Source organism: Teichococcus oryzae (assembly GCF_008386565.1).
In the GTDB taxonomy this organism is placed as follows: domain Bacteria; phylum Pseudomonadota; class Alphaproteobacteria; order Acetobacterales; family Acetobacteraceae; genus Pseudoroseomonas; species Pseudoroseomonas oryzae.
Window position 1 is genome coordinate 1 of the sequence record NZ_VUKA01000009.1, and the last position, 13,799, is coordinate 13,799.

Genomic DNA, 13,799 nt, shown 5'->3' on the forward strand with positions numbered 1-13,799 from the left:
CCAGTACGACATGGAAGCCTATTACAACGCCGTCCGAAACAAGCTCTTCGGCACCAGCGATATCACGCAAAGAAGGTGAGGGAAGGGCGGAGCCGGCTCAGGCCGGCTCCGTCACCAGCATCTCCCCCACCATCTCGGCCAGCGCCAGCGAGGCCGTCAGTCCCGGGCTCTCGATGCCGAACAGGTTCACCAGGCCACGCTGGCCATGGACCGATGGCCCCTGAACAACGAAATCCTGCGCCGCCTGTCCCGGCGGCACGATCTTCGGCCGGATGCCGGAATAGCCCGGCTGCAAGGCGCCATCCGGCAGGCTAGGCCAGTAGCGGCGGATGGCGGCGTAGAAGCTGTCGCCGCGCCGCGGATCGACCTCGTATTCGACCTTCTCCACCCATTCCACGTCGGGGCCGAAGCGGCACTGGCCGCCAAGGTCGATGGTCAGGTGCGTGCCGAGCCCGCCCGGCACGGGCACGGGATAGATCAGGCGGGAAAAGGGCGAGCGTCCGGCCAGGGTGAAATAGTTGCCCTTGGCGAAGTAGGCCTGCGGAACATGCTCGGCCGGCATGCCCTGGAGCGAGCGTGCCAGCTTCGGGGCGTAAAGCCCGGCGGCGTTGATCAGCAGCTGGCAGCGCAGCTCCATCGGCTCGGCCCCGCCGACCTGGATCTCGGCCCCGCCATCGGGCAGGAGCCGCCCGCCCGTGACAGGGCTGTGGAACGCGAACATGGCGCCGGCATTCTCGGCATCGCCCTGCAAGGCCAGCATATAGGCATGGCTGTCGATGATGCCGGTGGAGGGTGACACCAGCGCCGCCGTGCAGGAAAGGGATGGCTCCATCTCCAGCGCTTCCTCCCGGCTGACCAGCCGGAGATCCGGCACGCCATTGGCGGCGGCGCGCATCTGGATGGAGGCGAGCTTGCCCTGCTCCTCCTCATTGGTGGCGACGATCAGCTTGCCGCAATTGCGGTGCGGCACGCCGCGCTCGGCGCAATAGGCGTAGAGCTTCTGCTTGCCCTCGACGCAGGCGCGCGCCATCAGGCTGCCCTTGGGATAATAGATCCCGGCATGGATGACCTCGCTGTTGCGCGAGGAGGTTTCGGTGCCGATCCCCTCCGCTGCCTCCAGCACCAGCACCTCGCGCCCAGAAAGGGCCAGCAGGCGTGCCACCGCCAAGCCCACCACGCCCGCGCCAACAACGACGCATTCCACCTGATCCAACGCCAAATCCTCCCGGGCCGAAAAGGGGGCTTGCTTCCTAGCGCGTCCAGGCCGCCGCGTCGCGTCCTGCTCGCCAGGGAGTTGCCCGGGCGCTGCTCAAAACTGCGATGGCGGCGCGGCCGCGCGGCGGGGCCTTGACGTGCCGCCGCCGCCGTTCCACGCAGCGCCCATGGCAGCCCCTCCGATCCTTTTGCTTCAGGACATCCGCCTCGGCTTCGGCACCACGCCGCTGCTGTCCGGCGCCACCCTGTCCGTCTCGCAGGGCGAGCGGCTGGCGCTGATTGGCCGCAACGGCTCGGGCAAGTCGACCTTGCTCAAGATCGCGGCCGGGCTGACGCAGCCGGATGGCGGCAGCCGCTTCGTGCAGCCCGGCGCCACGCTCCGCTACCTGGAGCAGGAGCCCGACCTGTCCGGCTTTCCCAACGTGCTGGCCTATGTGGAGGCGGGGCTGACGGCGGGGGACGACCCCTACCGCGCGCATTACCTGCTGGAGCAGCTTGGCCTGACGGGGGAGGAGAAGCCGGCCAGCCTGTCCGGCGGGGAGGGGCGGCGCGCCGCCCTGGCCCGCGCCCTGGCGCCCAGCCCCGACATCCTTCTGCTGGACGAGCCGACCAACCACCTCGACCTGCCGGCCATCGAGTGGCTGGAAGGGGAGATCGGCGCGATGCGCTCCGCCCTGGTGCTGATCAGCCATGACCGCCGCTTTCTCCAGAGCATGACGCGGGAAATGGTCTGGCTGGACCGCGGCACCACGCGGCGCCTGGCGCGCGGCTTCGCGCATTTCGAGGAATGGCGCGACGAGGTGCTGGAGCAGGAGGAGCGGGAGGCCCACAAGCTCGACCGCCAGATCGCCCGCGAGGAAGACTGGATGCGCTACGGCGTCACCGCCCGGCGCAAGCGCAATGTCCGCCGTGTCGCGGAACTGGCCGGGCTGCGCCAGCAGCGCCGCGAGCGCCGCGCCGCCCAGGGCGGGGTAAAGATGGCGGTGGCGGAGGGCGAGGCTTCCGGCACGCTGGTGGCGATGGCCGATGGCATCGGCAAATCCTATGACGGGCGCGCGGTGGTGCGGGATTTCTCCACCCGCATCATCCGTGGCGACCGGGTCGGCATTGTCGGGCCCAACGGGGCCGGCAAGACCACCCTGCTTTCCATGCTCACCGGCGTGCTGAAGCCCGATTCCGGCGAGGTGAAGCTCGGCACCAATCTGGAGATGGTCACGCTGGACCAGAAGCGGGAAGCGCTGGACCCCGCCCTCGGCGTGGCGGAAACCCTGACCGGGAAGCGGGGCGACCAGGTCTGGGTGAACGGCCAGCCGCGCCATGTCATCGGCTACATGAAGGACTTCCTGTTCCTGCCGGAACAGGCCCGGACCCCGGTTTCCGCCCTGTCGGGCGGGGAGCGCGGGCGGCTGCTGCTGGCGCGCGCCTTTGCCACCCCCTCCAACCAGCTGGTGCTGGACGAGCCGACCAACGACCTGGACCTGGAAACGCTGGACCTGCTGCAGGAGCAGATCGCCGACTATGCCGGCACGGTGATCGTGGTCAGCCATGACCGTGACTTCCTGGACCGTGTCTGCACCAACGTCATCGCCTGGGAAGGCGAGGGGCGGTGGCAGGATTATCCAGGCGGCTATTCCGACATGGTGGCACAGCGCGGCCATGGCGTGCGCGCCCGCGCCGAGGCTGCGAAACCGGTAGCGCCCCGCGCCTCCGCCGCGCCTGCCGCCGCCGGCTCCGCACCGGCCCGCAAGAAGCTGTCCTTCAAGGATCAGCACGAGCTGGACACCCTGCCGGCCCGGATGCGCAAGCTGGAGGCCGAGGCCGCCAAGCTGCGCGAGATCCTGGCCGATCCCGGCCTTTACGCCCGCGACCGCGCCCGCTTCGACAAGGCCAGCGAGATGCTGGCCCGCAGCGAGGCATCCCTGGCCGAGGCGGAGGAACGCTGGCTGGAACTGGAAATGCTGCGCGAGGAAGCGGAAGGCTAAACCGCGTTCCGGCCCCGCCAGCACCCGCCAAGCCGCCACAGGAACGCACGCCTCGCGATGGCGGCCCCGCCCACGCTAACCGCCGGATACTGTAAGGGAGGCTACCGTTTTGGCCGCCGATGAGGATGACGAGGACGATTCGCCGCCGGGGCTGCCGCCTGGAACGCCCTTCTACATGACGCCGGCGGGGCGTGCGGCGCTGCAAGCGGAACTGCGCACGCTCTGGAACGAGGACCGCCCGAAGGTCGTGGAGATCGTTTCCTGGGCAGCCAGCCTGGGCGACCGCAGCGAGAATGCCGATTACCAGTACGGCAAGCGCCGCCTGCGGGAGATCGACCGCCGCGTCCGCTTCCTGCGCAAGCGGCTGGAGCGGGTGCAGGTGGTCGATCCCGCCACCCAGCCGCGCCGCGATCAGGTCTTCTTCGGTGCCACCGTGACCTATGCGCGGCAGGATGATTCGGAACACACCGTCACCATCGTCGGCGTGGACGAGACGGATCTGGAGCGCGGCCACATCTCCTGGGTGTCGCCGGTGGCGCGGGCATTGCTGAAGGCGCGTGTCGGGGATCTGGTGCGGATCCGCACCCCCGCCGGGCCCGAGGAGGTGGAGGTCGTGTCCATCGCCTATCCCCCCGCCGGTTAGCGATTTTCCTGGCGGCGTTTTCGGGCATCCGCTCGGCTTTCCCCACTGGCGCGCCTGATCGGGCAGGGCCAAGCTGGCGATGCGGCCTTGGCCGCGCAAAGGAAACGCCGGAAGCGCCGTGCCATGTCCGACCCGATCGCCCTGCCACCCGTGCCGCCCGGGCTATCGCCGCTTGGCTTTCTCCGCCTGGCGGGAGCGCGGCTGCGCCGCGGCTGGGTCGGGCTTTCGCCGGTGCTGCGCGGCATGGCCTGGATGGCACTGTCCGGCATGTCCTTCAGCCTGCTCAACGCCCTGATGAGCGGGCTGACGCGGGAGATGCATCCCTTCCAGGCGCAGTTCCTCCGCTACCTGTTCGGCTTCGCCGTGATGCTGCCGCTGCTGGCGCGCTCCGGCCTCGCCGCCTTCGCGCCGAACGGGCTCAGCGGGCAGCTCTGGCGCGGGGTCATCCACACCGCGGGGCTGCTGCTGTGGTTCCTGGCGCTGCCGCATATCGCGCTGGCCGATGTCACGGCGCTCGGCTTCACCGGGCCGATCTTCGTGATGCTGGGCGCGGTGGTGTTCCTGAAGGAGAAGGTGGTGCTGTCGCGCTGGATCGCGGCGGCGGTGGGCCTGCTGGGCGTCGCCATCGTGCTGGCGCCCCAGCTTTCCGGCGGCGGCGGCGTCTGGACGCTGGTGATGCTGGCTTCCTCGCCGCTTTTCGCGGCCTCCTTCCTGATCACCAAGGTGATGACGCGGCGCGACAGCCCGGAAGTGATCGTGATGTGGCAGGCCATCACCATCACCCTGTTCACGCTGCCCTTCGCCCTGCTGGACTGGACCTGGCCGGATGCCCGGCAGCTCGCCTGGTTCGCGGTGGGTGGGGCGCTGGGCAGCCTGGGCCAGTGGTTCCTGGCGCTGGCCTTCCGCCTGGCGGACGTGTCTGCCACGCAGCCGGTGAAGTTCCTGGACCTGGCCTGGGCGTCGGTGCTGGGCTTTCTGCTGTTTTCCGACATGCCGGGCTGGACCACCTTCACCGGGGCGGCGGTGATCTTCGCCTCGGCCACCTGGATGGCGCGGGTCGAGGCCGCGGCGGCGCCGCGCGGCGGCTGAGCCGCCGGGGCGCCGCATCCCGGTCAGTTGCTGGCGATGCCCGCAAGGGTCAGGATGGTCGCCATCGCCGTGGCGACGCCCTTCACGCTCGGGCCCTTTTCCACGTCGATCCATTCCTCCAGCGAATGCGCCCGCCCGCCACTGCCGCCGGTTCCCAGCGTGACCGCCGGAATGCCCAGGCTGATCGGGATGTTGCTGTCGGTGGAGGAGAATTCCCGCACCAGCTCATAGCCCTGGGCCTGGATCACCGTGGCGGCGACCTGGGCGATGCGCGACTCGCTCGGCGTCATTCCGGCCGGGCGGTCGCCGATCTGCTTCACCTCGACGCGGATCTCGCCGCAGCCTGTGTCCCGCGCCGCGTTCTCGTCCGCCGCGGCCTGCGGCAGGATGTCCAGGAAGCGCTTCTCCAGCGTGGCGAGCGCCTCGGCCGAGGCGGAGCGCAGGTCCACCTCCATCCAGGCTTCCTCCGGGATGGCGTTGATCGAGGTGCCGCCGCCCACCTTGCCGATGGAGAAGGTGGTCTTGGGCTGCGCCGGCACCCGGATGCGCGACAGGCCATCGGCGGCGCGCGCCAGGGCGAACATCGGATTCACCAGGCCGAAGGCGGCGAAGGAATGGCCGCCTGGGCCCCGGAAGGTGATGCGGTAGCGCTTGCTGCCCACGGCGCCATGCACCAGCCGCGCGGGCTCGATGCCATCCATGGCGATGAAGCCCGCCACCCGCTCGCGCCAGCGATTGGCGCGAAAGAAGGCCTTCACGCCGCGCAGGTCGCCGGCCCCTTCCTCGCCCACCGAGGCCAGGAACAGGATGCCGGCGCGGGTGCGGATGCCGGCCTTGTCCAGGGCGCGCGCCATGGCGAGCAGCACGGCCAGGCCGCGCGTGTCGTCCCCGACGCCGGGCGCGCGCAGAACCGTGCCCTCCCGCTTCACCGTGACATCGGTGCCGCTGGGAAAGACGGTGTCGAGATGCGAGCACAGCACGATCACCCCGGCCGCCTCGTCCGTGCCGGGACGATAGGCGGTGACGTTGCCTTCCGCATCCGTTTCCACCTCCTGCAGCCCCTCGGCCCGCAGCAGCTCGGCATAGGCGGCGGCCCGCTTCGCTTCGCCGAAGGGCGGGGAAGGGATCTGCGTCAGGGCGATGAGCTGCTCGACGAAGTGGTCATGGTCGGCGTCCAACGCCTCGACGATGCGCGACAGGGCGGGGCTGGACAGGGTCGCCCGGGCCTCCTCCGCCATTTCGTCGCCGCCGCTGGCGGACAGCAGGGCGCGCAAAGTGGGCAGGGCATCGGGCATGGCGGCAACCTTCCGGCAGGATTCAGGAAGGCGGGTTGTCCGGCCATGCCCCGCCCATGGTCAAGGGGCCGGCATCAGGTCCCGATGCGCAGGGGCGCCTGCATCTTCCGCAGGCAGGCGATCACCGAAAGCGGCGTGATCCGGCCCGTCTTGGGGTTCTCCGAGGGAACATTCTCGATGCTCATGGAGAAGCGGGCGGAATCGGCCTCCACCTCGATGCGATGGGTGTTGCGGGTCAGGGCGGGATCGGCCCAGATCTCCAGCATGGTTTGATCGGGTCCGGTTCCGGCGAGGGACAGGGCCACGGCCACGTTCAGATTGGCCGGGAAGCCACGCGCCGCCTCGCGCGCCGTGCCCTCGAAAACCCGCATCGGTGCATCGATGCCCTCGATCTGGATGTTGTGCTCCAGCAGATAAGGCGCGCCGATCAGGCCTTTCACCGGCTTGCGCGTGATCATGCGCACCGAGACGATCTCGCCCTCCGCCGCGGCCAGCATGGCGTCGAGGCCGATCAGCGCGCCGGTCGGGACGCTGATATGGGCGCCGTGCTGCGCCGCCAGGGCGGGAAGATGGTCGTGCTGAAGCAGGGCGCCGGCGCTGATCACCACGGCGCTCTTGCCCGCGCGCAGGAAAGGCTCGGCAATGGCCGGAAGCAGCGCCGCGGGGGCGCACTCCACCACCAGATCGGCCAGCGGCTCCAGCTCGGCGATGTCCACCACCGGCACGGGCGTGCGAAGCTTGGCCATGCGGCGGGCGGCGGCGCCCTTGTCGCGGGCCGAGACGGCGGCGAGCTCGAAGCCGGGGAGCCCCTGGTCGAGCGCCACGGCCACGGCCTCGCCAATGGCGCCGAAGCCGGCAATGGCAACGCGAACCGGGCGGCGGCGGGGTGAGGTAATGGCATTCATGGCGGTAAACCCTGTCAAAGGAAGAACGAAAGGCAGTCTTCCCACAAGCAACAGGAGGAGGACAGACGGCATCCCGGAGGTGGCGGGGGAGCCACCTCCGGGTACCGGCCTCAAGCCGGCCTCAGGGCCGATGGGCCACGCTCGGGGAAGGGTGGCCGCGCATCGCGGCTCAACTCCGGGGGAGGAGGCAGCCGCGCTGTTGGGATCAAGCTAGGCCCCGCCGCAGGCCTTGCCAAGTCGCATAATTGACACAGTGGTGGTGGAAATGGACGAATTCTGGTTCGGGACCATCACAAAAAAGCGGCCCGGAGCTCACGCTACCGGGCCGCTGATCAGGTCAGGCTAAAGCGGGTCCTTAGCTGGCAGCCTCCGGCGCATGCTCCGTCTCGCCATCCGGGCCATTGTCGTCCGGCTTGGGCAGGGCGGGCAGCGGTGCCTCAATGAACTCGAAGGTCAGCTCCCCGTCCTTCATGCCCACCTTGACCGCACCACCCTTGGCCAGCTTGCCGAACAGCAATTCCTCGGCCAGCGGCTTCTTGACGTATTCCTGGATGACGCGGGCCAGGGGCCGCGCGCCATACAGCCGGTCATAGCCCTTCTCGGCCAGCCATTCCTTGGCGCCCGAGGACAGCTCGATGGTGACGTTGCGATCCGCGAGCTGGGCTTCCAGCTGCATCACGAACTTCTCGACCACGTTGCCGACGATCTCCGGCGTCAGGCCGCCGAAGGGCACCACCGCGTCGAGGCGGTTGCGGAACTCGGGGGTGAACAGGCGCTTCACCGCCTCCTCATCCTCGCCCGTCCGCTCCTCCCGGCCGAAGCCGATGCCGGCCTTGGCCATGTCGGCGGCGCCAGCATTCGTCGTCATGATCAGGATGACGTTGCGGAAATCGACCGTCTTGCCGTTATGATCGGTCAGCTTCCCGTGGTCCATCACCTGCAGCAGGATGTTGTAGAGGTCCTGATGGGCCTTCTCGATCTCATCCAGCAGCAGCACGGCATGGGGATGCTGGTCGATGCTGTCGGTCAGCAGCCCGCCCTGGTCGAAGCCGACATAGCCCGGCGGCGCGCCGATCAGCCGGCTGACGCTGTGCCGCTCCATGTATTCCGACATGTCGAAGCGGATCAGCTCGATGCCCAGCGTCTTGGCCAGCTGCTTCGCGACCTCGGTCTTGCCGACGCCGGTGGGGCCGCTGAACAGGTAGTTGCCGATCGGCTTCTCCGGATCGCGCAGCCCGGCGCGGGACAGCTTGATCGCGGCGGAAAGCGCCTCGATCGCCTTGTCCTGGCCGAAGACCATCGCCTTCAGGTCGCGCTCCAGGTTCCGAAGCGTCTCCTTGTCGTCGGTGGAGACGCTCTTGGGCGGGATGCGCGCGATCTTGGCGACGATATCCTCCACATCCTTCAGGGTGACGGTCTTCTTCCGCTTCCCCTCGGGCTGCAGCATGCGGGAGGCGCCGACCTCGTCGATGACGTCGATCGCCTTGTCCGGCAGCTTGCGGTCATGGATGTACTTGGCCGACAGCTCCACCGCGGCGCGGATGGCCTCGGGAGTGTACTTGACCTTGTGGTGCTTCTCGTAATTGGTCTTGAGGCCGGTCAGGATCTTCACCGCGTCCTCGACCGTCGGCTCGTTGACGTCGATCTTCTGGAAGCGGCGGACCAGGGCGCGGTCCTTCTCGAAGTGCTGGCGGTATTCCTTGTAGGTGGTGGAGCCCACGCAGCGCAGGGTGCCCTGGGCCAGCGCTGGCTTCAGCAGGTTGGAGGCATCCATCGCCCCGCCGGAGGTGGCCCCGGCGCCGATCACCGTGTGGATCTCGTCGATGAACAGGATGGAGCCGGGCTGCTGCTCCAGCTCGTTCACCACCGCCTTCAGCCGCTCCTCGAAATCGCCGCGGTAGCGGGTGCCGGCGAGCAGCGAGCCCATGTCGAGGGCGTAGATGGTCGATTTCAGCAGCACCTCGGGCACGTCGCCCTCGATGATGCGCTTGGCCAGCCCCTCGGCGATGGCCGTCTTGCCCACGCCGGGATCGCCCACATAGAGCGGGTTGTTCTTGGTGCGGCGGCACAGGATCTGGATGGTCCGCTCGATCTCGGAATCGCGCCCGATCAGCGGGTCGATCTTGCCCTGCTGCGCCTTCTTGTTGAGATTGACGCAATAATTGGACAGTGCGTCCTGGCCACGGCGGCCCGAAGGCTTCTCCTCCTTCTCGCCCGGCTCCTCTCCGGAGGAACCGGCGGGAGAGGCCGGGGGCGCGCCCTGGACCGGCCGGTTGGTCGAGCGCCCGGGCGCCTTGGCGATGCCATGGCTGATGAAGTTCACCGCGTCCAGCCGGGTCATGTCCTGCAACTGCAGGAAATAGACCGCGTGGCTTTCCCGCTCGGAGAACAGGGCCACGAGGACGCTGGCCCCCGTGACCTCGTCACGGCCGGAGGATTGCACATGGATGGCGGCGCGCTGCACCACGCGCTGGAAGCCGGCGGTTGGCTTCGGATCGCCCGTGCGCTCGGTGACCAGCCCGGCGAGATCCTTGTCAAGGAACTCGGCCAGGTCGCGTTTCAGCTTGTCCTGATCGACGCCGCAGGCGCGCAGCACGGTGGCGGCGTCGGAGTCGTCGACCAGGGCGAGGAGCAGATGTTCGAGCGTGGCGTATTCGTGCCGGCGTTCATTGGCGAGCGCGAGGGCACGATGGAGCGTCTGCTCAAGGTTGCGGGACAGCATGCGTTTGACGCTCCCCTTTAAGGAACGATGCCGGGAGCAAGTGCCCGGCACCGGAGAAATTCGGTCTTCCTGCCCAGCCTAAACCGGAGAGTGGTACCTCTCCCTTAAAAGACGGAGCGGGGGCCGACCGTTTCAAGAGGTTAGACAGAAGCTGACCGGCGCCGCCATCACCATCTGTTGCGAAAAGGACCAGGGAACCGCCTTTTCCGGCGGTTCGGCCCTTATTCCTTCTCGATGGTGCACTGAAGGGGGTGCTGGTTCTGCCGGGCCAGATCCATGACCTGGGTGACCTTGGTTTCGGCGACCTCATAGGTGAAGACGCCGCAAACGCCCACCCCGCGGCGATGGACATGGAGCATGATGCGGGTGGCCTCGTCGCGGCTCTTCTGGAAGAACCGCTCCAGCACATGCACGACGAACTCCATGGGCGTGTAGTCGTCGTTCAGCATCAGCACCTTGTACATGGCGGGCTTGCGGGTGCGCGGACGCGCCTTGACGACGACGCCGGTCGCGGCCCCGTCACCACCCTGTCCACCTTGCCCCGCTCCGCCCGTGCCGTCCGGGTCCTGCCCGTTTCCGTCCTGAGCGTGGTGCCTGTTGTGGTCCGTCATATCGTTGCCGAGGGCCTACCGGTTGTCTGCTGCACGTTGATGGGGAATGTCCCGGTGGGGGATGTCCCGGTCTGGCCCGGACTGCCTTCGAGCGCGGCCTTGCCTGATAAGCCCGGCCATGCCCCGGAAGCCCCGGGAGGATGCCAATAATATCGGAGGCGGGGCACGAAGGTGAAGGGCCGCGCGCATCAAAGCCCAAGGAAAAGCGCCCCGCAAGCGCAGCGGCCCCGGCATGCACGGCCAATAAGGCCAGCATGCCGGGGCCGCCAAGCGGAAACCGGTCAGAATCAGCTAGCGGCAGGCCGGAGGCGGCCTGCCGGGAGTAGCCTTACTGGAAGGTGGCCGGGGTGGCCGGGCGGGCCAGCCGCTCCATCGCCAGCGTCATGCGCGCGGCGATCGGGGCGGAGGACTGCTCGGCCAGCTTGAAGGCAGCCTCGTTGAGCTTGGTGGCCTCGGCCACGCCCTTCTCGAGCTGGGACTTGGCGAAGTTCGCCTGCATCTCCATCGCGTCGCGAAGGCTCTTGACCGCGGCCAGCGCCTTGGCGTTCTGCAGGGCCTGCTCGTTCAGCGACTGCATCACGGTGAAGGCCTGCTTGCTCAGCTCCTGCATGCCGGTCATGTAGGTCTGGGTGGCCTTGGTGAAGGCCTCCACGTTGCCGCGGCCGAACTCCATGGCTTCTTCGGTCGCCTTGTAGAAGCCGTCCGCGGTGCGGGTTGCCTGATCCATGCTTCTCTCCATTGCCGTGCGGGTCTTCTCCGCTTCGGCTTGCAGTGTATCGGTCGTATTGGTCATGTCGGGAGGCGTGATGCTGCCGACAGCTTCGGGCACCGCCATCACCGCGGCTTCCTCGCCGGCGGGCTGCGCCTCGCTCGGCGCCACGGTGATCTTGGGCTTTGCAGGTCTGGGTGCAGATGCCATCGCGTCCTCCCTTCGTGATCGATCGTCCCGGCACGCCGGAACGGCCTTCCCCCGGTCAGTGTCGGACCAGCACTCCCCGAGGGGTCCAGAGTGCAATCCGACAACCACGCCTTTGGTGCAGCGCAGCATATGACCGTTATGGCAACGAACATGAACGGAGTCCAGGGTTTTTTGCGGTGCAACATAACGCTTCGGTGATGCCCCGAAACGGTCCACTCCGGACATATTCGAAAGTGTCTTAGCGAAGCACTGTAAGTGACTGGGAAGAAAGACTTGTTCTCGAAGAGTTCCTGATGACAACCAGTTGATACTTTGCCTAGTATTCCTTCGCCTCACGGGGGAGTGAGGCTGCTCTGGGGGATAACTATGCAATTGGGTCGTGCGGTCTGGCGGCTGGGGCTCGTTGCCGCCTCGGCCCTGCTGGTGGCTGCCTTGCCGCGCGTTGCCGCGGCGCAGATCGGCAGTGCGCGATACGCCGCGGTGGTGCTGGAGCCGCAATCGGGAAGGGTGCTGTTCGGCAGCAATGCCGATGCGCCGCGCCACCCCGCCTCGCTGACCAAGATGATGACGCTCTACATGGTGTTCGACGCCCTGCGGCGTGGCGAGCTGACCCTGCAGCAGCGGCTGGCGATGACACCGACGGCCGCCAGCCGGCCGCCCTCCAAGCTGGGGCTGCCGCCTGGCGGCACCATCACGGTGGAGAACGCCATCTACGCGCTGGTCACCAAATCGGCGAATGACGTGGCTTCGCTCCTGGGGGAAACCCTGGGAGGCGGCAGCGAGATGCGCTTCGCCCAGATGATGACGCTGCGGGCGCGGGCCCTTGGCATGGGCGGCACCACCTTCCGCAACGCTTCCGGCCTGCCCGACATCGACCAGGTGACCACGGCGCATGACATGGCGATGCTGGGATTGCGCCTCCAGCGCGACTTCCCCGAGCGCTATCATTATTTCGGAACCCGCCGGCATGTGATGGGGCCGATCGCACTGCGCAACCACAACCGGATGCTGGAAGCCTATGAGGGCGTCGATGGCATCAAGACCGGCTATGTGGATGCCAGCGGCTTCAACATCGTCAGCAGCGCCCGGCGCGAGAACCACCGCCTGATCGTGGCGGTGTTTGGCGGCAGTTCCTGGGTGGAGCGGGACCGCCATGCCGCCGCATTGCTGGATCGTGGCTTCGCCCAGCTCGGCGTGGATGGCAGCGGCAGCGCGCTGATGGCCAGCGCGCCATCGGCCGGCAGCCTGGCGATGGCGGCGGTGGGTGGCACGGCGGCTGCGGCGGCGCTGCGCCCGGTGCGCGCCAGGGCCGTGGTGGCCCGCGCGGCACCTGCCTTGCCGCGGCAGGCCGTGGCGCGCCGTGCGCCGGCAGCGGCTCCCGGCAGGCCGGTCAGGCTGGCGGCCGCCCAGGCCACGCTCCGCAACCCCGCACGCCCGGCTGCCGCCACGCGCCGCGCCGCGCCGCGCATGGTGGTGGAGCAGGGGGATGGCGGCGGCCGCGTGCGGGTGCGGGCGGCCGCTCCGGCGCGCAAGCCGGTCGCCAGGCCCGCCATCCTCAAGCGCACGGTCAAGCCCGCCGCAAAGCCGGCGCCCGGCAGGCGCTAACGGTGGTTGTGATGCGCCGGCGGCGCGTCACAATTCCTCACCCGCCCGCTCCGCCGGGCAATGCGGCTGTTACAAGCCCTTCCCATCTTTCCCTTGAACGGCGCTCCCGCCGTTGATCCAAGGGAAAGATGACCCATGAAAAGTTTCACCGGACCTGGGCTGCTGAGCGCTGCCCTTCTGGCCGCCGCCCTGCCGGCGGTGGCGCAGCCCGCATCCCAGGATCGTCCCGGTCCCGCCCGCTTGTTCGAGCAGGCGGATGCCGACGGAAACGGCCGGATCAGTGAAACCGAGGGCCTCAACTTCCTGTCGGCCCGCTTCGCCGAGGCGGATGCGGATGGCGATGGCGGGATGACGCGGGAGGAACTGGATCGCTTCCTGCGCAACCGCGCCGAGGCGCTGCGGGCGGGTAAGGAGGGGCGGCCCGTTTCCGAGCGGGCGCGGCAGGCCATGCAGCAGCGGGCCGATGCCATGTTCCGGGCGGCCGATGCCAACCGTGACGGCAGGGTCGAGCTGGCGGAAGTGCAGCCCATCGCCGTGGCGCTGTTCCGCGCGGCGGACCGCGACGGGGATGGCGCGCTGGAAAGGAGCGAGCTGCGAGGCGGCCGCCAGCACCGCGCGCCGGGCTGAATGCCCGCAACAGCGTGGTGAAGCGAGTAAAAGGAAGAACCCCGATGGTGGGTGCGACAGGGATTGAACCTGTGACCCCCGCCGTGTGAAGGCGATGCTCTACCGCTGAGCTACGCACCCATCGGGGTGGGGCGGGAAATACCGGTGGGAAAGGGGGCTGTCAAGCGAGGTGCCGCCAGGTTTTCG

11 protein-coding genes and 1 tRNA gene are annotated in these 13,799 nt (G+C 68.5%); 5 read left to right on the forward strand and 7 right to left on the reverse strand.

All coding sequences use genetic code 11. From position 1 onward, the window contains the following. Window positions 1-97: 97 nt before the first annotated feature. Complete coding sequence (locus F0Q34_RS15475) at window positions 98-1,204, reverse strand: NAD(P)/FAD-dependent oxidoreductase (protein ID WP_456316248.1); 1,107 nt, start codon at window positions 1,202-1,204, stop codon at window positions 98-100. A 178-nt stretch (window positions 1,205-1,382) separates the two neighbouring features. Here F0Q34_RS15475 and F0Q34_RS15480 point away from each other — a divergent pair, with 178 nt between their 5' ends. The 3 genes from F0Q34_RS15480 (at window position 1,383) to F0Q34_RS15490 (ending at window position 4,929) form a co-directional block, all read left to right on the forward strand. Continuing rightward, window positions 1,383-3,197 (forward strand): ABC-F family ATP-binding cassette domain-containing protein, encoded by a 1,815-nt coding sequence (locus F0Q34_RS15480; protein ID WP_149813141.1) that lies wholly within the window; start codon window positions 1,383-1,385, stop codon window positions 3,195-3,197. 151 nt (window positions 3,198-3,348) lie between these two features. Continuing rightward, window positions 3,349-3,840: a transcription elongation factor GreB gene (greB, locus tag F0Q34_RS15485; protein WP_456316249.1), complete on the forward strand. Its 492-nt coding sequence runs from the start codon at window positions 3,349-3,351 to the stop codon at window positions 3,838-3,840. 123 nt (window positions 3,841-3,963) lie between these two features. Beyond that, window positions 3,964-4,929, forward strand: coding sequence for a DMT family transporter (locus tag F0Q34_RS15490; RefSeq protein WP_149813143.1), 966 nt, complete (start codon window positions 3,964-3,966; stop codon window positions 4,927-4,929). A gap of 23 nt (window positions 4,930-4,952) precedes the next feature. Here the strand turns inward: F0Q34_RS15490 and F0Q34_RS15495 are convergent, their stop codons facing one another. The 5 genes from F0Q34_RS15495 to F0Q34_RS15515 form a co-directional block, all read right to left on the reverse strand. Next, window positions 4,953-6,224 carry a M20/M25/M40 family metallo-hydrolase gene (locus tag F0Q34_RS15495; RefSeq protein WP_149813144.1) on the reverse strand — a complete coding sequence of 424 codons (1,272 nt, stop codon included), beginning with the start codon at window positions 6,222-6,224 and terminating at the stop codon, window positions 4,953-4,955. 74 nt (window positions 6,225-6,298) lie between these two features. Next, complete coding sequence (locus F0Q34_RS15500) at window positions 6,299-7,129, reverse strand: aspartate dehydrogenase (RefSeq protein WP_149813145.1); 831 nt, start codon at window positions 7,127-7,129, stop codon at window positions 6,299-6,301. 355 nt (window positions 7,130-7,484) lie between these two features. Next, window positions 7,485-9,851 (reverse strand): ATP-dependent Clp protease ATP-binding subunit ClpA, encoded by a 2,367-nt coding sequence (gene clpA, locus F0Q34_RS15505; protein WP_149813147.1) that lies wholly within the window; start codon window positions 9,849-9,851, stop codon window positions 7,485-7,487. A 221-nt stretch (window positions 9,852-10,072) separates the two neighbouring features. Beyond that, on the reverse strand, window positions 10,073-10,462 hold the full coding sequence (clpS, locus tag F0Q34_RS15510; RefSeq protein WP_241665513.1) for an ATP-dependent Clp protease adapter ClpS: 390 nt from the start codon (window positions 10,460-10,462) through the stop codon (window positions 10,073-10,075). 328 nt (window positions 10,463-10,790) lie between these two features. Then, complete coding sequence (locus F0Q34_RS15515; RefSeq protein WP_241665514.1) at window positions 10,791-11,342, reverse strand: phasin family protein; 552 nt, start codon at window positions 11,340-11,342, stop codon at window positions 10,791-10,793. A gap of 405 nt (window positions 11,343-11,747) precedes the next feature. Between F0Q34_RS15515 and F0Q34_RS15520 the strand changes: the two genes are divergently transcribed. Both F0Q34_RS15520 and F0Q34_RS15525 read left to right on the forward strand, forming a co-directional pair. Beyond that, the gene (locus F0Q34_RS15520) at window positions 11,748-12,986 is read left to right on the forward strand and encodes a D-alanyl-D-alanine carboxypeptidase family protein (protein WP_149813149.1); all 1,239 of its coding nucleotides are present in this window, start codon (window positions 11,748-11,750) and stop codon (window positions 12,984-12,986) included. Window positions 12,987-13,121: 135 nt separating this feature from the next. After that, on the forward strand, window positions 13,122-13,613 hold the full coding sequence (locus tag F0Q34_RS15525; protein WP_149813151.1) for an EF-hand domain-containing protein: 492 nt from the start codon (window positions 13,122-13,124) through the stop codon (window positions 13,611-13,613). Window positions 13,614-13,658: 45 nt separating this feature from the next. On the opposite strand, the gene F0Q34_RS15530 is transcribed toward F0Q34_RS15525, so the two are convergent. After that, window positions 13,659-13,733, reverse strand: a tRNA-Val gene (locus tag F0Q34_RS15530). Window positions 13,734-13,799: the final 66 nt, after the last annotated feature.